At 42.9% G+C, this 19,604-nt stretch carries 13 protein-coding genes; 6 read left to right on the forward strand and 7 right to left on the reverse strand.

All coding sequences use genetic code 11. The features are described from left to right. The 7 genes from INQ51_RS17475 to INQ51_RS17505 all read right to left on the reverse strand — a co-directional run bounded on the left by INQ51_RS17475 (position 1) and on the right by INQ51_RS17505 (position 11,523). A complete protein-coding gene (locus tag INQ51_RS17475; protein ID WP_233379239.1) occupies positions 1-3,438 on the reverse strand; it encodes a SusC/RagA family TonB-linked outer membrane protein in 3,438 nt (1,145 codons plus the stop codon). Between the two features lie 163 nt (positions 3,439-3,601). Further along, the gene (locus tag INQ51_RS17480; protein WP_233379240.1) at positions 3,602-4,603 is read right to left on the reverse strand and encodes a FecR family protein; all 1,002 of its coding nucleotides are present in this window, start codon (positions 4,601-4,603) and stop codon (positions 3,602-3,604) included. Between the two features lie 101 nt (positions 4,604-4,704). Beyond that, a complete protein-coding gene (locus INQ51_RS17485) occupies positions 4,705-5,298 on the reverse strand; it encodes an RNA polymerase sigma-70 factor (protein WP_233379241.1) in 594 nt (197 codons plus the stop codon). 303 nt (positions 5,299-5,601) lie between these two features. Continuing rightward, positions 5,602-6,462, reverse strand: coding sequence for a DUF4382 domain-containing protein (locus INQ51_RS17490; protein ID WP_233379242.1), 861 nt, complete (start codon positions 6,460-6,462; stop codon positions 5,602-5,604). 150 nt (positions 6,463-6,612) lie between these two features. Beyond that, positions 6,613-7,518 carry a hypothetical protein gene (locus INQ51_RS17495; RefSeq protein WP_233379243.1) on the reverse strand — a complete coding sequence of 302 codons (906 nt, stop codon included), beginning with the start codon at positions 7,516-7,518 and terminating at the stop codon, positions 6,613-6,615. A 180-nt stretch (positions 7,519-7,698) separates the two neighbouring features. Beyond that, positions 7,699-9,045 (reverse strand): sigma-54-dependent transcriptional regulator, encoded by a 1,347-nt coding sequence (locus INQ51_RS17500; protein ID WP_233379244.1) that lies wholly within the window; start codon positions 9,043-9,045, stop codon positions 7,699-7,701. A gap of 78 nt (positions 9,046-9,123) precedes the next feature. Then, positions 9,124-11,523, reverse strand: coding sequence for a hybrid sensor histidine kinase/response regulator (locus INQ51_RS17505; RefSeq protein WP_233379245.1), 2,400 nt, complete (start codon positions 11,521-11,523; stop codon positions 9,124-9,126). A 274-nt stretch (positions 11,524-11,797) separates the two neighbouring features. Here INQ51_RS17505 and gpmI point away from each other — a divergent pair, with 274 nt between their 5' ends. From gpmI to INQ51_RS17535, 6 genes are all read left to right on the forward strand, one after another. Then, positions 11,798-13,330 (forward strand): 2,3-bisphosphoglycerate-independent phosphoglycerate mutase, encoded by a 1,533-nt coding sequence (gene gpmI / locus INQ51_RS17510; RefSeq protein ID WP_233379246.1) that lies wholly within the window; start codon positions 11,798-11,800, stop codon positions 13,328-13,330. A 110-nt stretch (positions 13,331-13,440) separates the two neighbouring features. Continuing rightward, on the forward strand, positions 13,441-14,019 hold the full coding sequence (locus INQ51_RS17515) for a DUF3109 family protein (protein ID WP_233379247.1): 579 nt from the start codon (positions 13,441-13,443) through the stop codon (positions 14,017-14,019). Between the two features lie 397 nt (positions 14,020-14,416). After that, positions 14,417-15,001 (forward strand): hypothetical protein, encoded by a 585-nt coding sequence (locus INQ51_RS17520; RefSeq protein ID WP_233379248.1) that lies wholly within the window; start codon positions 14,417-14,419, stop codon positions 14,999-15,001. 135 nt (positions 15,002-15,136) lie between these two features. Further along, positions 15,137-15,700, forward strand: a complete 564-nt coding sequence (locus INQ51_RS17525) for a hypothetical protein (protein ID WP_233379249.1) — start codon at positions 15,137-15,139, stop codon at positions 15,698-15,700. A 78-nt stretch (positions 15,701-15,778) separates the two neighbouring features. Beyond that, on the forward strand, positions 15,779-16,579 hold the full coding sequence (locus tag INQ51_RS17530; RefSeq protein ID WP_233379250.1) for a hypothetical protein: 801 nt from the start codon (positions 15,779-15,781) through the stop codon (positions 16,577-16,579). 35 nt (positions 16,580-16,614) lie between these two features. Further along, positions 16,615-19,596 (forward strand): SPOR domain-containing protein, encoded by a 2,982-nt coding sequence (locus INQ51_RS17535; RefSeq protein WP_233379251.1) that lies wholly within the window; start codon positions 16,615-16,617, stop codon positions 19,594-19,596. Positions 19,597-19,604 lie beyond the last annotated feature (8 nt).

A 19,604-nucleotide genomic window follows, 5' to 3' on the forward strand; every position in this document is an offset into this window, starting at 1 on the left:
TTAAAATGAAAGTTTAATATTAGCTCCAATATACCTTGAAGATGGATCCGCAAAGTTTTCATTACCACCATCGGGGTCGGAATACCTGAATTCCTTCGCCCAGAACAATACATTTTGTCCTATAAAGCTTATGGATGCACCTTTAACCGGGCCTATTTTGGCCAGCATTTGTTTTGGGAATGTATAAGTAAGTGATACTTCACGAAGCTTTAAAAAAGTTCTGTCTAAAATGTCTTCTTCGTATCCTGTGCCACCCCAGGCTGTACCTCCGTGCAACGAACGGATGTAATCTTTGTAAGTCACAAATACATCGTTTGGAGCAAAAATACGGCTATCTTCAATGATTTCTCCGGTGTTACTATCTGTTGTATAGGTGCCGGAAACTACCATAACACCACTTGCAAGATAGTTTTTAGATCCGGGAGTAGCCACATCCAACGCCCTTTCAGGAGTTACAGATTCTGGATGAACACCTTGTATCCACATATATGCTTCTGTGGTTGAGGACATCATTCCTCCAACAACTCCATCAAACGATGCATACAGACTCCAGTTTTTATACTGTAAGCTTGTATTGAATCCCCAAATCCAATCCGGGCTTTTATACCCGATAACAGAATTAAAGTTTTCTCTTTGTAACAGACCTGATTTATAGATACGCTGTCCTGCATATTCTCCGGAAGGAACTGTTTGATATGTCCTGATAGTATAGGCGTCAGTTCGTTCGCCGACTTTTACCCATGGTTTGTTGGCCGAGTAAACAGGATCTAATTTGGAATAAACTTCTTTATAAGTTGACCAGTTAAGCCCCATGTCCCAACGCAGGTTCGCAGTTTCGACTGGAGTTCCTGTTAATGCCACGATCCAACCTTTTCTTTTAGTTTCCTCTTCGGTGTTGATATACATTGAGTTATATCCCGAGGCAGAGGTCAAAGGTCCTTTTGTTAGGGCGTCATAATTTCGGCGGTTAAAATAAGAAACATCAGCCGTTAGTCGCTTATTAAAGAAAATACCCTGTGCTCCTGCTTCGTAGGTATCAGTAGCAGATGGAAGAATATTGGCAAGGTCGTAAAGTACATCAGGCGCATAAGTGCCACTTACATCATTCCAAATGCTGGATACTGAGGTGTATACACTGTTAATAGCATAAATGCCTGCCGGATCTTTTGCCTGTGTCCATGAACCTCTGATTTTGAAAAGATCCAACCATTCTTTTGATGATTCACCTAGTAATTCTGAAATAATAAAACTACCGGAAACCGATGGATAAAAATAAGACTTACTTGATTTATCAACACCAGGCCCCGCTAAAGTAGAACTCCAGTCGTTACGACCTGTTGCGTCGATGTAAATTAATTTATTCCATGACAGAGCTATGCGTCCGTATGCTGAATTAACTTGCTGTGATCTTCTTTCTTCAGCAACCGTAGCCGGATTAACCGATGCAGCTAAAGAGAAAAAGCCCGGAACGGAAATGCCGCCTACCGTACAAGCATTAATATTTTCGTCTTTTTGATAGAAAATAGTTCCTCCGGCAAGATATTCTATTTCAAGTTTATCATCAACAAATTTCTTGATGCCGGTTAAAAGCAGATCACTGTTGGAACTCATACCGGATGTTTTTCCTACCAGGTAAGCCCCAGTTCGTGATCCGTTAAATGTTAATCCGGATCTATAGGTGAAATACGGAATCCCCGTATCTCCGAGTGATGTATAGGAACCTTGCGACAAGCTCAATTGTCCAACATCTCCATAGAAATCCAGACCAGAACGCAAGGTCGCCCTTAGCCAATTTGTCAAATCGTAACTTACCGTTAAGTCGGCATTAAAAATATCACGGGTCACTTCATTCAGTCTTTCATATCTGTCGTAGTAAGGGTTGTTTTGGTTTTTCCCACTATATGAATCATTTTCTAGATCGTAACCAAAATGGTTGTTTTGGAGCACACCCGGATTTAACCAATAATCCTTATAATCGCGTACATCAAAGTCAGCCGAGCTATTTACCAGTAAGGTGTACATTGGATCATAGGAAGTATAGCCATTTGAGCCCATATTTGGTGTATGCCTTCTGGTATACGACAAATTGGATGTTAAATGAAATTTTTCCAAATTGATATCTCCACCTAAAGTGTAAGTATATTTATCTACTTTGGCATTTGGATAACGGCCTTTGTTTTGTGTCCAGTTTAGCGAACTTCTAAGTGCAATGCCTTTTTGGTTAAAAGCAACATTTACATTGTTGTTTGTAATGTAACCTTGTTCCAGGAAGTTTTTGAAGTTGTCTTTTCCTACCGGTAAATAGGCATAATCTCTGTATTCTTTTGCAATAGGATCCCATTGTGTTTGAGTGGATCCGTCCATTGCACCACCCCAGGATTGGTCTTTCGTTTGTTGGTAAGTATTGTTTTCACCACGGCCGTAAACACTTTGTTTTTCAGGAATGGCTAAATATCCGGCTGAAAACATCGTATTGGTTGACAGGTCTACACTAATACCAGTGTTGCTGCTACTCCCATTTTTAGTGGTGATTAAAATCGCACCGGCCCTTCCCCTAAAACCATATAAAGCAGAAGCGGTAGGCCCTTTAAGTACGTTTAACGATTCTATGTCTTCAGAAGAAATATCGTTTAAAGTTTTATTGGCGTACGCAATCCCATCGATTACAATTAGCGGAGTTTCTCCCAAAATGCTGATTTTAGGAGTGGCATTAAAGTCTGTCGGGTTTTCAATTAATACACCGGCAACCTTACCGGTAAGAGATGTCGCAACATCTGTTCCTTGTACTCTTTGTAAATCTTCGCCTTTAACAGCCTGAACCGAATACCCCAGTGCTTTTTGTTCCCTCTTTATGCCCAGGGCGGTAACCACCACTTCTTCCAGGCCAATGGCTTCCGAAACAAGTGTAACATTAATGTTGGTTTGGTTGCCAACCTGCGCCTCCGCAGTTTCCATTCCTATAAAAGAGAATACCAAAACGGCATCGGCTGATAAATCGCTGATGGTATAACTTCCATCGAAATTGGTTATTGTTCCGTGCGTAGTTCCTTTCTCCACAACGGTAACTCCCACAAGCGGTTCTCCCTTGGAGTCAGTAACTTTTCCGGTCACCGATTTCTGGTCGGGTGTTGAGGCGGTTTTGGGCGTTAAAATAATGTATTTGTCATTGATCAGTACACCTACGTCGTTCTTGTCGAACAATTGGTTGAGGATGTTGTCAATGGTTGCGTTTTCGACCGAAACGCTTACTTTTTTGTCAACATCAATTAGCTCACTGTTGTACAGAAAATAGAATTCGCTCTGCTTTTCTACTGCTGCTAAAACCTGCTTCACCGTAGCTTGTTCGAAGCTAACGCTAAGCTTCTTGGTTTGAGAATAGCTGCTCGAGGCAACTGCCTGGAACGCAGAGAGAAGAATTAATAATAATGCATTACGCATAATCATAAGTTTTTTCTTATGGTGCCTCGTCAGCAACCACAAGGGTTTGACAAATTTTTTCATACCTTTGAATGTTTTTATTAGTTTAATTACCAGACCAATTACTTGGTATTAAGCGCGGAGGGAGTGTTGGAGCACTTCCTCTTTTCTTTGAATAATATTTTCACATAAGCTCTTTGTTTTTGGATATTATTACTGTGGAATAATTTTTTTCGCCTTCAGCCTTGTTCATTTTTCCGGGCTTGTAGATTATTTTAATGGCCGGTGAACTTAACTGCAGAAGTTCCAGCACTCGGTTCAACGGTTCGTTTTCGAATGTTGTACTGAATTTGTATTTCTTTAACTCGTCGTTTGTGATGATCACTTTAACACCGTACCAGCGTTCGAGTAAAGTAGCCACTTCTTCGAGAGGTGTATCGTCCAGAACAAGAATATTCTTGTGCCACGATATTTGAGCATCGATGTTGCCCGGTATTGCTTTTAAATTCTTCGAATTTTTTTCTACCTCGTAGTGGTCGCCTGGCTTCATTTCAACCGTATTCGATTGGTTTGCCTGATCAACCGCACTGAATTTAACCGAGCCTTCCTGTAGGGCCACAGCCACCACCTCTTCTTCGGGGTAGGCTTTTACATTAAACCGTGTTCCGGTTACTTCAATGCTTGTATTGGCAGCGTTTACGATAAAAGGCGATTTTGTATTAGAGGCCACATCCAGGAATGCTTCTCCTTCAAGGTATACCTTTCTGTTTTGTTGAACAAACGGAACTTCGTATCTCAGCAAACTTTCGGCATTCAACCATACTTTTGTCCCGTCAGGAAGTATTACATGCGATCGCATCCCCACCGGACTGTTGAATTGTTGTTCTGCAAACTCTTGTTTTACCTCGGTTTTAGAGAGCTGTTTCTGTATGCTCCAGGCTGAATAAATAAGCAAAGGTATGGCAAGAATAGCCGCGACTTTGGTTAGCTGTTGAACCAACTGTTTGACCTTGTCTTTTTTCCGGGTGCGGATCATTACCTTTTTAAAGGCAAAATCCACGTCAATATCTTCTGTCATGCCGGCAAACACTGCAGCCTGCATTTCTTTTTCCTCTTCCGAAATTTCCCGGTTAAATGCCAGGTATTGTGAGAGCTGTTCGTTCTTATGTAATGATTCTTTCTTCAATTTTCCTCCGCTGATAAATATCTGTTATCTCCCTTTTGTTGTAGTTAATACAATCGAACAAAGAAAAACACGTAGTCGAAAAGCTATTTTTTTTTGGAATGTCAGAAAAACAGGAGCAGGGTAAGATAATTTTGAAGCTCTTTTCTCAGGATCTTCAATGCATTGGAGATTTGAGTCTCCACTGTACGTTTTGACAGTTCAAGAGAGAGCGCAATTTCGTCGTTTGATAAACCTTTGAAACGGCTGAGGGTAAATATTTCGGCGGTTCGGGGAGGAAGTTTGGTAAAAGCCAGTTTAAGTTTTTGCTGAAGTTCTGTATCGGTATAAATATCGGGGTTGTATCGCATCTCCGATTCCATTTGCCGTTTAAGTTCTTCAATAACGTTCTTTTTTACCTGCGCGCTTTTTAAGAAGTTGATGGAGCGGTTTTTAACCGAGGTAAAAAGATAACTTTTTAGTGGATTGTCTGATTTTAAGGAATGCGGGTTTTCCCAGAGACGTACAAAGAAATCCTGAACAAGTTCTTCCGCTTCGTCTTTATTGAGTACAATATTCGATGCAAAAACAACCAGTCCGGGATAATAGTATTTGAATAGAAGTTCAAATGCAGTGGTGTCGCCCTGTTGCATTCGTTCTACTAGTATTCGTTCTTCAATCCCTCCTATTTTCGTTGAAATCCTGACAGCTTTCTCCATGACAGATTAGGTTCGGCGGAGGTAAAGGTAAAAATATTTTTGGCAAATAACCGGGCTGGTTTTGATCGGATCTTATTTGTTGGGAGCACTGCAAATAGACAAATTTCCTTGATTCGGGAGTGCTTGTACTTTTCTTTTTTCGATCTTATTGTTTGGGATTGAAAACGTCTTGTTTGTTGAGAGTAAGAGGGCCCAAAAAAAGGCAGTCCGTTCACTAACGGACTGCCGAGCATTAAACCTCAAGTCATTATCACAATTGTTTGTGAGCAACATGACAATGCCTCATTCGTAAATGAACCTGGTTTATTGTACAGGAGTAAGTTGAATATCTACCACCGTCGCGTTTCCTTCGGTAACTCCCACATTCCAGACCGTATCTGTTTCGTAGCCTTCCAACTCGGTGGTGAGGTAATACGTGCCTGACAAGAGTCCGATGATTTTGTACTTACCGGCTTCGTCGCTAAACGAAGACGTAATCAAACTATCTGTTTCCATGCCTTCAAGGGGCATCCATACTTTCACAGAAGCATTTTCAAGGGCTACACTGGCTGTATCGCTTACTGTACCTTCAATACGGCCGGCTTTGCCCAACATTACACAACGCACAACGGGTTTAAAGTTAAAGCCGTTGATGTGTCCGCCCTGCCAGTTTCCTTTGGCAACAAACGATTTGCTCACATCGAAGTCGAGCAGCACATCGGCTGTTTCGCCACCACTGATTTCAAGGGCCGGTTCAATCTTGATCTTTAACCCGCTGGAAGATCCGCTGGGAACCTTCAGATCGAATTCGGTTGCATCTTTCATCACCACTTTCGACTCACTCACGTGCATCCTGATCTGGTCGTAGGTTCCGGCTTCCAAATCAACAGAGGCCAGTATTTCGGTCACTCCGTTTGAAAGCGTCAGCAGATCAATTTCCATGGGTTCCTCGGTCAGAACAATAAAATCTGATCCGCTAGAATCAGTTTCCTGTTTCCTTATTTCTACTTTGTCGATGGTTACGTATGTTTCAGCGATCAGGTCAATCGGGAAGGGAGCGTCGGTCAGATAGATGTTCACTTTTCCTTTGCCGGCCTGAATACCGCTTGTGTCATCATCGTTACACGCAGCCATTAAAATAATCCCTAAAACAAACGTACTTAACACTAATCCAATTCTCTTCATGGGTTCTGCTTTTTAATTATAGTTTTTAACAAATGTGTCGTTTTCCTGTTTTCAGCCCATTGTTGCTGGCTGTATATATAACAAGTTGGTAAAAGTGAAGTTGAAGGGTGCAACCTCTGTTGCATTCCCTCAACTTCTTGCAAACCTATTTTATTTAACTTCAATTACGGCGTATTTCGATATTTTCCAGAACTCTTCGGGATTGTCGATCTGCAGGTAAGCGATCATTCCGTCTTCTTCCACGAAAGAGTAAGAACTGTCCGGGTGTTCTGAGATTACCTTTGCTTTGTGCGAGAACAGCGGAATGGTTTTGGTATCCTGAATATTCAGCTCGGTGAAATAATCATCCGCAAAATTTTCCTGGATAGCCGTGTGTTTTCCGATGCCCAGGAAGCCACCATCTTTGGTAAGCACGCCTTTGTCTCTGAGTTCTTTGTAAGTTCCGTAGGCAATGTGTGCTTTGTTGAGTTCACCGATCTGCTCTTCAATCACCTGTTCCTTTATTTGCAGGGTATCTGCCTTTTTGGTGAGTTCGCTTTCCATTACATTCATTTGCTCGCTCATGTTGGCCAGCAGAATGTCTTTTTCTTGGAGTTGCTGCTGAAGTTGGGCAATCTCGTTGTTCTGGTCTTCGATGCTCTGGTTCAGGGCAGCAATTTTCTTTTTGAATGAACTTAGTTCAATACCCGACTTCTTGAGTTTCTTTTCGAGTTGGGCAATGTGTTCGCTGCTCTTTTCAAGCATTTCATTCATCATTTTAATGTCGTCAACAATTACTTGTTTCTGATCGCGTCCGCCTTCGCGTTCTGTTTCCAGTGAAAGTTGCTGGCGTTTCTCTTTGATGAATTTCAGGTTGTCCTCGATTTCATTAAACGCGGTCATCAGCTCGTTTACCATCGAGTCGCGTTCCTGAAGCTCGGTATTCATGCTTTGTTTGTCGGATTGAAGTGTGTTAATCTCCTGACTCTTTTTCTGGTAAATGGATACCCCTGTATAAATGGCAACTACCAACATAGCCGCCACCATTAGTAGGCCTGCTATTTGCGATTTTTTCATTTTTTCCATGACTTAATCTCCTATCGTTTTGAATTGAATGATATGCCTCTATATATCCAAGTGTTGTGCCAGAGTAGGGACTGGTTTGTAAACGATAGAAAATCAATGGATTGTAAAAAGTGCGGCAGGCTTGTTTTCTATCACATTGATAGTGGATTATCAAAATGATAAAAACCGGGTTTATTCTTCCTCTTTCAGCATGCGGTAAATGGTGGCAACGCCAACGCCCAGTTTGTCGGCTACTATTTTGGGTTTGTTGTCGTATTGCTCCATCAGTTTTTTTACCAGGCAGAGGTTGTATTCGCGCAGGGTCATGCCTTCGGAGTAAAGGCTTTCCAGGCTTGCCGAATCATCCATCATAAGGTGTTCGGCGAGTATCTCCTTGTCGTCGGCTAGGGTGGCGGCCAACTCAATAACCGATTTCAATTCGCGCACATTCCCCGGGAAGGGGTACGATAACAGTTTGCGCGAAGCAGAAGCTCCCAGTGTTTTGGCTTCCAGTTTATTTTCCTTGCAAAAGGTGGCAATAAAGTTTTTCGCGAGCAATATCACATCATTACCACGGTCGCGCAAGGGTGGAAGATCAATTGGAAGTCCGTACAAACGATAGTAAAGGTCTTGCCGGAAGGTTCCTTTTTTTACTTCTTCCAGCAGGTTTTTGTTGGTTGCCATAATAATACGGCAATCAATTTTAACCGTTTGGTTGCTGCCAATGCGGATGATCTCTTTTTCCTGCAAGGCCCTGAGTAACTTTGCCTGCAGCGAAATTTCCATTTCGGCAATTTCATCCAGAAACAAGGTGCCGCCGTTGGCTTCCTCAAATTTCCCGATACGCCGGGCCGCAGCCCCGGTAAAGGCGCCTTTTTCGTGTCCGAACAATTCGCTTTCCACCAAATCTTTCGGGATGGCAGCCATGTTTACCGCCACAAAAGGTTTTTTGGCCCGTTGCGAGTTGTAGTGAATGGCTTTTGCCACCAGTTCTTTGCCGGTGCCTGTTTCGCCGGTTACCGAAACCGTTACATTGGTGCGGGTGGCTTTCTCAATTAAATCGAATATTTTTTGGGTGGCCGGGCTGTTCCCTACAATTGTATTCTGGTAGCTGTATTTTTGACGGACTTCCTTGCGAAGTGTCTTTATTTCGTCTTTTAATTTGAACTCCTTCCGTATGTTACTGACCGTGTTGAGAAGTCTTTCCCGGATGTCTTTCGATTTTACGATGTAATCATAAGCGCCGTGTTTCAGCAGGTCTACCACTACCTCAATGTCTTCCTGTTCCGAGATCAGGATTACCTGGATATCCTCGTCCCTTTCTTTTACCTGTTTGAGCACTTCCAGGCCTTTCATATCGGGCAGGCGGTAGTCGAGCGTAATCACATCGGGTTGCTGGTGCAGTTGTGCCAAACAGCTTTTGCCATCTGCGAACGACTGGATTTCATAGTCAGGGTTCAGCGATAAATTGTGAACCAGCAAGCGGTTATACCACTCGTCGTCTTCTACTACAAATATTTTGAATGTTTTTGATTCCATATCGTTCAAAAGGTGTCTGGCATTGTTGTGCAGAACAAAATTATCCAATATCCCGCACTGCACAACGAAAAGTTGGCATCAATCTGTAAAATTATTCTCCAGTAGGTTTTGCAGGTGTGTATTCAGAATGTTGATCTCGCTTCTGAGCCGGGCAAACTGGGCTTCAAGCTGCGATGTTTCGGCAGAAGATTCGGCCAGTTGCTGCAAGGTTTTTACGGTGTTGTAAACGGGCATGATGTTCATGTGTTTCACCGGCGCCGCCATTTTGTGCGCCAGGTCGGCCACCGTTTTCCATTGTTGCTGGTCTATACCGGCTTTGATTTTTTTGAGGTTGCTTTGGCTGGAGCTTATAAATATCCGGATCATTTCTTTCAGGAATACTTTGTCTCCATTGGCCATATTCATTAGCTCCTCAATATCGGGCTGAAACTGCTGGTGTTCCTCGTTGTTTCTCGGATGAATCGCAGTGCTGCTTTCGAGGGTTTGGGTAATAACCGCGTAAAGATCGGCTTCTTTGAAGGGTTTTTCCAGGAAAGCATCAAATATTTGGACCAGGCCGGGCTGGCTTTTATTGGCCGACAGGGCGATGATTTTCGTCGCAACTCCTTTTTCTTTTAATAAGCCGGAGGCCTCGATGCCATTTAAAACCGGCATGCGGATATCCATCATGATTAAATGGTACGAAGTTTTGACAGCCATTTCAACTGCTTGCTGTCCGTTTTCAGCTTCGTCGAATTCGATTTCCCATTTCCCCAGAATATTTTTTAGCAGATGGCGGTTGAATTCCTCGTCGTCAACAATCAGCACTTTTCCTCCTTTTAGCTGTTTCGGTGCCGGAAGGCTTTCGCTGGTCTGAACGATGTTGTCCGGATTGCCTTTCCTGTAAGGGATGGTGACCGTAAAGGTGGTGCCGACTCCCGGCTGGCTTTTTAGCGAAATAGTTCCGTCGAGAAGCGCCACCAGTTTTTTCACAATGTAAAGACCCAGTCCGGTTCCCCCGGCTTTTTTATTGGCATCCGTATCCAACTGAACAAAGTCGTCAAATATTTTTTCCCGGTTTTCTTCCGAAATTCCGATTCCCGTATCGGTTACCTCAAACCTGAGCCATTCTCTATTTCCCTCGCTGGCAAGAGACGCTTTTAATGCCACCGAACCTTCGTCAGTAAATTTGATGGCATTGGTAACGAGGTTGCTGAGGATCTGTTTGAGGCGGGTTTCATCGTTGTAAATGACCAGGTCCGCTGTATTTCCTTTGTCAAGCGACAGTTGAATGTCTTTGGCAGTTGCCGCTTCACGGTTGAACAATTCAATTTTTTCCAGCAGGTCGTCCAAATAGAAATCGACAGGCTGAAGTTGAATCCGCTGGTTTTCGATCCGGGTGAAATCAAAGGTGTCGTTCACCAGATCGATTAAATGCCGCGTTGATTTGTGAATCACCTCCAGGTCTTTTCTGTTTTTATCATCGGGTTTTCGCAGTAAAAGTTGTTCCGATAAGCCATAAATAGCGTTGATCGGAGTCCTCATTTCGTGACTAACGGTGGCCACAAAAAGCTCCTTGGTGCGTGCCAGTTGCTCGGCGTGGTTTTTGGCTTCCTGAAGAGCCTTTTGGTACGACCTTGATTTCCGCAGGTCCCTAAAGAACAGAACCAGCGTCAGGAACATGAGCAAAAGAACAGTGAGCGCAAAAAGAGTGAGGCGTTTGTAAGTTTGGGAGGCCAGCAAATCGGCCTGCTGTGTTTTTTGAAGCAGGCTCTGTTGTTCTTGTCGTTCCAGCTTTGAAATGACTCCTGCCAGCGCATTGTTAATCTCCAGGTTTTTTTGCATCAGCGCAGTTTCGCGTACCATGAGCGCCTTGTTTCGCGCAGCTATTTCTTTTTCCAATTCTGCAATTTCGTCGCGCATCGACTGCTGCTCAACCGTTCTGTCAACAATAATCGGTTGAGGAGGTTCGGGCTTCTTGCCCAGTAAGCGTTTAAAAAAGCCTACTTTTTCAGCCTCCTGAAAATGGATCGTGTCTTTTACCACTTCCATTGTATCCAGCTTGTCGAAATATTGGGTAAACGTTTCGTGTTCATCCTCTTTCGAAAGGTGGAGGTTCAGGATATTTTTCCAAATCAGTAGTTTTTGGCGGGAAAGAACCAGGAGCGAATCGACTGACCCACGCGCAGCAGTGTCGGAAATGGCATAATGTTGCAGCTCGTTCAGTTTATTGTCAATCGTCTGGTTCAGCTCGGAATAAGTTTCGAGGTACGTTTTGTTTTTGCTGAGCGAGTAAAGTTTTACCGAATTTTCGACGTCCCCCAGGTTGGCATGCAGGTCTTTTACCATAATTAGTTTATAATCGGGTCGGGCTTCGCTTAGCCACGACTCCACAATTTCCGAGAGACTTTTGTAAACCATGTTCCCCGAAAGCACAATCAGCGCCAGCATCACCACCGTGATCAGGATAATGGGTATTTCAATTTTAGTTTTTCGCATCAAAAAACGGTTTTGCAGCAACTAATTTAAGCAATAGCTGTCAATTGCCATTTGAATACTGTCTGAATTTCGAAAGTGCTGTGCAGGTATAAACGCGGAAGAGAAAAGCAGATTGCCTTGAAAAAGAATTGGTTGTGTTAAAAATTCTTTAATGGGGACTGAATCCCAAAAGATTGTTAAATCAATCAGTACAAGATGATTGTTATTTCAGTAATGAGTTAAAAAAGGATACTTTTGTCCGTTCAAAATTTGATAACTATAAAAACAGAATAAAATGGCTGAAATTCAGAAAACTTTGCTGGTGATTCTCGACGGATGGGGAATCGGCGATGGTTCAAAAAATGATATCGTAGCAACGGCTCCGACACCTTTTATGGATTCGCTAATGGAGAAATATCCGCATTCACAATTAATGGCTTGCGGCGAATATGTGGGTTTGCCCGATGGACAAATGGGGAACTCTGAAGTTGGACACCTTAATATCGGTGCCGGCCGGATTCTTTACCAGGATATGGTAAAAATTACAAAGGCAATCCGCGACAAATCGTTGTGGCAGCATCCGCAGATTCTGAAAGCATACAATTATGCCAAAGACAACAATAAAAAAGTTCACTTGGTGGGTTTGATTGGCCCTGGTGGAGTTCACGCACTGAGCTCACACATGGTTGCGCTTTGTCGGATTGCCACAGATATGGGATTGGACGATGTTTTTGTACACGGATTGATGGACGGTCGTGATACTGACCCGCGTTCAGGATATGGTTTTGTTGAAGCCGACTTGAAAGCGATGGAAGGAACCGTTGGTAAATTCGCGTCGTTGATTGGTCGTTACTACGGAATGGACCGCGACAATAATTACGATCGCTTGAAACTGGCGTACGATCTTTATACGGAAGGCAAAGGCGAAAAATCAACCGATGTATTGGCAAGTATTCAAAAGTCGTACGACAATGGTGTGACTGACGAATTTATGAAACCGATCGTAATGGTGGATGAAGCCGGAGAGCCCCTGGCAAAAGTTGAAGAGGGTGATGTGGTAATTTGCTTTAATTTCCGTACTGACCGTTTGCGTCAGACAACCATTGCTTTCACTCAGAAGGATCTTCCTGAGTTTGGCATGCATACTATGGATCTCCAATGGTACACAATGACTAACTACAAAGCCGACTTCGAAGGTATTAACGTAATTTTTGATAAAGACAATGTGCAGAACACCATGGGTGAGGTTGTGGCAAAAGCAGGATTGAAACAGATCAGGATTGCTGAAACAGAAAAATATGCGCACGTAACGTTCTTCTTTAGCGGAGGTCGCGAAGCAGAATTCGAAGGAGAGAGCCGAATTTTGGTTCAATCGCCGAAAGTACCGACTTACGATCACCAACCGGAAATGTCAGCTCCGGGCGTTCGCGACGCGATTGTCCCAAAACTGGAAAAGGGAGAAGCAGACTTTGTTTGTCTGAATTTTGCCAATGGTGATATGGTGGGACATACCGGTGTTTATGAGGCGATTTATAAGGCAATTGTAGCAGTGGACGCATGTTTGAAAGATGTGGTTACAGCCGCTCAAAAAGGAGGTTACGATGTAATGGTGATTGCCGACCACGGTAATGCTGATAATGCAGTTAATCCGGATGGATCTGAAAACACGGCTCACTCGTTGAATCCGGTGCCTTGTGTTTTTGTAACCGAAAAACAAGGTATTAAACTACTGGATGGTGTGCTGGCCGATGTGGCTCCAACTTTGTTGGCCGATATGGGACTGGAAGTTCCTGCCGACATGACCGGAAAGAACCTGATTGTGAAATAATATTTCCGATAAAAATAGTTCGTCATTCCTGCGAAGCAGAAATCTGAACCTTGTGAGTTGGATTCTCTCTTTCGCGGGAATGGCGAAAATGTTAAGAACTAATAAGAAGAATGGTGATTGAAGTTGGAAGAGCATTGTTGAGTGATGACATCATTGAGGAACATTTCCTGTGTGATGTATTAAAATGCAAAGGTGCATGCTGTATTGAAGGTGATTCAGGAGCTCCGGTCACCGATGAAGAGGCCATTCAGATTGAAAAGGATTACCCCCTGTTTGAAGAATATCTTCCCCAGAAACATAAGAAAGAGGTTGAGAAACAAGGCTATTCGGTTATTGACAGCGATGGAGACCTTGTGACTCCGCTGGTTAATAATCGGCAATGTGTTTACTCTTTTTACAACGACAATGGCATTCTGCAATGCGCTGTCGAGAAAGCATATTTCGAGGGCAAAATAAAGTTCCGCAAACCAATTTCCTGTCACCTGTTTCCCATTCGGATAACAGAGTACAGGGACTTTGATGCGGTGAATTATCAGCAGCTCAGGATATGTAAGCCCGGTAGGCAATGTGGTGCTTCCCAAAAACTTCCGCTTTATAAATTTCTAAAAGAGCCACTTATCAAGAAGTATGGTGAAGAGTGGTACAAAGAACTGGAGATAGCAGCCGACTATCTCAAATCCTCCAGATAACTTCTTTTCTGTTTGAATGTGGTAATAGTAAGCTTATTGTGATCCCGGTGTCCGTGTGAAGCGGTCTGGCTGTTTGTGATTCTTTTTGGCAGGTTGGACATGGTAAAGATTACTGGTCATCAATAGGAGCTAATCTGTTCCTTGATTCAATTTGGTCCAGATAAGGATTAATCGGCCCTATTTCCCAAAAATCATATAAATTCCCACGAGTCCCATTTAGATGATTTTTTGTCCCAATATGATTCCGCTGAATTTTGGGTGTGTTTGATATTTTACTGATAATGAGTTGTTTGGTGTTTTTGGCATGTAGGTTGTTTTATATAAAGCGCATCGGACGCAATAAGGTGCAAAGCTTTTTGAGAAGAAAAATTACAAACAATAAAAAAAACACAACATCATGAAAAAATTATCTTTAGTATCCGTTTTGATCTTCTTTTTTGCAGTAGTAGTAAACGCACAATCAGAAAGTAGCAATCATAACATTCAGGTAAAAATACCTTCGTTTTCCTTTGTTGGAGTTTCCGATGCAGGACAGGGAATTGTATTAGAACCTAAAGCACCTTCAATTGCAGGGGGAGCGTTAGATTTTACTGCTTCAAGTGCCAGTGACGATTCAAAATGGTTGAACTATTCATCAATTTTGAAGAAAGGCAATGGCAGTAAGTCAAATTCGATTTCTGCAGCATTGACTGGTGATGTAGATTTATTGTCAGCATCGGGACTTGAAATTGTACTAACTGTTAGTGAAGATGCTGGAAAAGGTAAAGGGAATACAGGAGCTGCCGTATCATCTAGTCCGATTGTTCTTGATCGCACAAGTAAAGATGTCGTAACAGGTATAGGGAACTGCTATACAGGAACAGGTGCTACATCAGGACGTCAATTAACTTATAGTCTTAATTTGAATGACCCGGATCAATATGGAAAACTAATCTCGAATGATTATTATCTGACGGTCACCTACACTATTACAGAAAACTAACAATCTACAATAAAAAATAAGGGAATAAAAAGGAAGGCTGAACAGCCTTCCTTTTTATTTTTTCAGTCTTTTTAACCGCAACAATAGGTAATTTGCCTATTGACTTTCGTGTTGTTGGACTCTAATTTTAGCAACATGAAACACAAGGGCGCTTTTCTTGTCATCATAATGCTTTTTTTATTGACCCGATTGTGCTTGGGCATTGATAAGAACACTGAACATAAAGCCAGTGTTGTGATCCCTGATGTCGCTTTGTTGTCGCTTCAGTTTGACGGGAATTCCAATATAGAGTTTATAGGGACTTCATCATCTGTTGCAGGCAGCAAAATCGAGATGGGGGGAGAAGCGACCGCTGATATCTGGTTGAATTATTCTTCTGTTTGTCATAAAAATCAAAAAAGAAAAGTAACTGCAACGGTTGTGGGAGAAGTCCCGGAAGGCGTAATCATTAAGGTAAAAGCTGATAATAGCGTCGGAACAGGGAAAGGAGAATTGGGAAAAACCAACGGCACCGTCGTTCTTTCCAATAATCCGAGCGATGTGATTTCGGGTATCGGTAGTTGTTATACAGGCAGCGGCGCGCATAATGGACATTTGTTGTCGTATCAATTGGAAATTGATGAAGAAATGTTTTATCAAGCCTCTGAAAACAAGTTCGCTTCCGTTCATGTGGTTTATACGTTAACCGACGATAATTAATTTCCTAAAACAATTGCAAAGAACTGGGAGATTGGTATTTTAGCGTTGAAAATTTTCAAATTGCAAAAACCAATCAGGATGAGGCTTCAATATCTGACCCGCATTTTTTTTCTTGTTGTCTTTCTTTCTTCATTTACAATTTTTTCGAATGCCAATATTTTGGTTCTGAATGGCTTGACTCATGAGTCGACAGGAGAGCTGGGGACTAAGTACAAAGACAGGATTGAAATCCAAAACAATGGTACGGAAGAGCGCAGTGTGAGGGTTTACCTTCGCGATTACTGGTTTTCGTATACCGGAGAGAGCCGGCACGATGAGCCGGGCACGCTTGACCGTTCCAATGCGGCGTGGGTCAACTTTAGTCCACAATTACTTACGCTTCAACCCAACGAAAAAGCATTTGTAGACTTTGAGGTAAGTGTGCCACAAATCGACTCATTGAAAGGGACTTACTGGAGTGTGATTATGGTGGAGGGAATTGTGCCTCCTGATACAGTTGCGTCTTCGCGTGGGGTAAAGATCAACACTGCCATCCGGTATGCTGTGCAAATCATCACCAATATTGGCGAAACGGGAACAAAAGATTTGCAATTCTTGGGACTTGAGCTAAATAATGACGGAACGAATAATTTACTAAATGTGGCAGTTGAGAACGCAGGTGAATGCATTCTGAGGCCCGAAATCAGTCTGGAAGTATTTGATGAAAACGGAATTTCGCAAGGAATTTTTAAAGCTGATCGACGAAAAACGCTTCCGGGAACTTCCATCAGTACTTCGCTTGTTTTAGAAGGGATTAAGCCAGGGAATTACACGGCTATTCTGGTGGCAGACTGTGATGAGGACCACATTTACGGAACCAATATCTCGCTTGAAATCTGAAAATGCTTCGTCAGCTATTTTTCATAACTATATTTTTGTTGGTATTTGCCTGTTCCGCTTTGGGACAGCAGAAAGCATCGGTACGTTTTGTAAAAGACAAAGTTTCGGCACTTCCCGGAGAAGTTGTGAACCTGGCTTACCATGTTGATAATTTCTCGGCTGATACCCTTGATATTTTACCTTCATTTTTATACCCGGAAGCCTGGAGTTTGGTGACAAATATTCAGCAAATCAAAATTGCTCCCGGGCAAAAAAAGCTGGGGATTGTTTCGTTGAAGATCTTTTACGAAAGTGCAGTGGGTGAATACCCTGTTACGGTTAGGCTCAAGGAACGAGGCGAAACACAGTTGGCTCAGTCCGGAATCGGTATTTCTGTTCTGGAGGTTGAAAACATTACACTGGAACTGATTGATAAGCCGATTTATGTGTCGGCAGGAGATAAAATTAGTGCCTCTTACATGCTTCAGAATTTGGGAAATACCGAAAAGAATATTTTCATCAACACCAATAACTGCGATGTTTCCGGGCCTTCATCTGTTACGCTGAAGCCAGGTGAATCTGCGCAGGTTCAGATTGTAAAAACAACGTCTGATGAAATCTTCCAGAGTAAAAATGAATCGTTTACAGTGCGGGCTTTGGTGGATGAACGGGTTTTGAAAAGCATTTACTCAACGGCCGTTGTATTGCCGTCGAAGAAAGCCCGGAAAGATCTGTACTATCGTTTTCCGGTTAAAATGGCGGCAACTTATCTTTCCACCAATCGCCAAAACGAGTTTGAGTCGGTTTTGCAGTACCAGGTAGACGGGAGAGGTTCGCTTGATCCCGAAGGAAAGCATCAGTTAGGGTTTATGGCCCGCTGGCCCGATAATTCGGATCTTAGTTTTCTGGGTTTGTACGACCAGTATTTTCTTACTTATTCGAATGATAACCTGGAGGTATTTCTGGGTGATAAATCCTATACGGTAACTCCGCTTACCGAGTCGTTCCGGTATGGAAGAGGTGCGGAGGGAAAGCTTACCCTGAACAATGGGCTGGGGGTAGGTTTCAAGTATTTGAAGCCGCGTTTTTTCGAGGAGATTGAGAGTGAACTGGCTGTCTCAGCTGGTTTTAATTTTAACCGGAACAATAAAATTGAATTACACTATTTGTCAAAGAAATACCAACTGGAAAATGACCCGGCGCAACTGTTTAGCTTGACTTCGCTGTTTACTCCTTTTAAGCATACTTCAGTGGATGTAGAAGTATCGCACGGACAATTTGTTGGGAAAAAATCGAATGCGGTGCGTGCTGGATTAAACAGCCGATTTTCAATTTTTCAGCTTACAGGAGTTTATTACGACACAGGAAAAGACTACCCCGGGTATTATACCAATTCGCGGTTTTACTCAGCTGGCGTGAGTGCAGACATTTCGGAACGAATCAGCTTGTTTGCCAGTGCGAGAGAAGATTTCAGAAATGCGCAGTTGGATACTTTTTTTGTAACGGCCCCTTATTCAAGATCGTTGCAGGGAACTGTGAGCTATAGAACCGGCGAGCGAAGCAACCTGAAACTATACTGGCGCGAATATGAAAGAAAAGACAGGTTAAGCCTGAATAAATTTCACTACCAAACTAACTCTTGGAACCTGCAGTTTAATCACCGGTTTAAAAAAATAGATTACTATTTGAGCGGTGAGGTGGGGGAGACCACTAACTTTTTGGAAAATGCGGGGCAGCAAGATCAAAAAAGTTACCGGGCCTCGGCTGATGTAACATATCGTTTTAATTCCCGGCATTCGGTACGTGTTTTCGGAAACTGGTCGAATATTAACCAAATTGTTTCTGACGATCGACGCAGTGTGTTGGTGGGAATGGCCGCTACGAGCAGGATTTCAAAAAATCTTCGTATGAATTTTTACCTGCAAAATGCCTACGATATTGATGATTACTACCGGAACCGAAACCTGATGCAGTTTAACGTGGATTATTCGTTCTTGCGCAGGCACAGCATTTCGCTCCGAAGTTTTTATACCATTTTCAGAAACCAGGTGAACGACCCCGAGTTTACCATGGCAGCCACTTATGCGTACCGGCTTGGCGTTCCTTTAAAACAGGTGATAAGTGCAGGGAAAGTTGTGGGAAGGATCAGCGACCGGGAGGGAAATCCTGTGGAGGGGATCTACCTGCGGATTTTAAACGAAACTACGGTTTCAAACAAGAACGGCGAGTTTGAGTTCAGGCTGGTTACGCCCGGAAAGCAACTCCTGATCATTGATAAGTCGAAGCTGGATGTGGATGAGATCCCTAGTATTCCGATGCCGCTTGAAATGGAGGTGCTGGATAACGAAGAGTCCGTGGTTAATATCTCAATTCAGAAGGGTGCCCGTTTGAGCGGGAAGCTGATCCTAGGCCAAAGTCAGTTAGCTGCATTGGATAATAAAGCGGCAAAACCTGCCAATGTTGTGGTGGAGCTGAAAACAGATTTTGAAACTTTTCGCCTGACAAGCGATGGCGAGGGTAACTTTTCATTTCCGTTGGTTCGTCCCGGCGGTGTTGAATTGCGGATTTACGCCAATACGGTTCCTGCAGGGTACCGGCCAAAACAAACTGTTTATACCTATCATCTGGAACCGGGCGAACAGAAGTTTGCAGAGATTACGCTTGAGTCATCCAAAAAAGAGATCATTTTCAAATCCGCAGGAAAATCCATCGCTGTTAAAAATAATCTTACGCCGGTAGTCATTAACAAGCGAACCCTTAAGGAACCGTCAGAGCAGGAAATCTTTTATTCGATTCAGATCGGTGCATTTAGAAAAGCTTTGCGAAAAGACTCGAAATTTCTGAAAGACCAATCTTTTTATTTCGAAAAACAAATTGATAACTTACACAAGTATTTTATAGGCCGGTTTACCAATTACGAAGACGCTGAAAAAGAACTTGAAAAGCTAAAATCAGAATATGCATCGCCTTTTATAGTGGTGGTTAAAGATGGAAATGTAATGAGCGTGAGCGAGTTTGAATCAGGTGAAGCTCAGTAGTAAAACTG

The sequence above is a fragment of the Maribellus sp. CM-23 genome (assembly GCF_021354595.1).
Classification (GTDB): Bacteria; Bacteroidota; Bacteroidia; order Bacteroidales; family Prolixibacteraceae; genus Draconibacterium.

Excerpts from the sequence above, each read along its gene's own strand:
- INQ51_RS17475 (WP_233379239.1), bottom strand. The coding sequence starts at position 3,438 with ATGCGTAATGCATTATTATTAATTCTTCTCTCTGCGTTCCAGGCAGTT.
- INQ51_RS17485 (WP_233379241.1), bottom strand. The coding sequence starts at position 5,298 with ATGGAGAAAGCTGTCAGGATTTCAACGAAAATAGGAGGGATTGAAGAA.
- INQ51_RS17490 (WP_233379242.1), bottom strand. The coding sequence starts at position 6,462 with ATGAAGAGAATTGGATTAGTGTTAAGTACGTTTGTTTTAGGGATTATT.
- INQ51_RS17495 (WP_233379243.1), bottom strand. The coding sequence starts at position 7,518 with ATGAAAAAATCGCAAATAGCAGGCCTACTAATGGTGGCGGCTATGTTG.
- INQ51_RS17500 (WP_233379244.1), bottom strand. The coding sequence starts at position 9,045 with ATGGAATCAAAAACATTCAAAATATTTGTAGTAGAAGACGACGAGTGG.
- INQ51_RS17505 (WP_233379245.1), bottom strand. The coding sequence starts at position 11,523 with ATGCGAAAAACTAAAATTGAAATACCCATTATCCTGATCACGGTGGTG.
- gpmI (WP_233379246.1), top strand. The coding sequence starts at position 11,798 with ATGGCTGAAATTCAGAAAACTTTGCTGGTGATTCTCGACGGATGGGGA.
- INQ51_RS17515 (WP_233379247.1), top strand. The coding sequence starts at position 13,441 with ATGGTGATTGAAGTTGGAAGAGCATTGTTGAGTGATGACATCATTGAG.
- INQ51_RS17520 (WP_233379248.1), top strand. The coding sequence starts at position 14,417 with ATGAAAAAATTATCTTTAGTATCCGTTTTGATCTTCTTTTTTGCAGTA.
- INQ51_RS17525 (WP_233379249.1), top strand. The coding sequence starts at position 15,137 with ATGAAACACAAGGGCGCTTTTCTTGTCATCATAATGCTTTTTTTATTG.
- INQ51_RS17530 (WP_233379250.1), top strand. The coding sequence starts at position 15,779 with ATGAGGCTTCAATATCTGACCCGCATTTTTTTTCTTGTTGTCTTTCTT.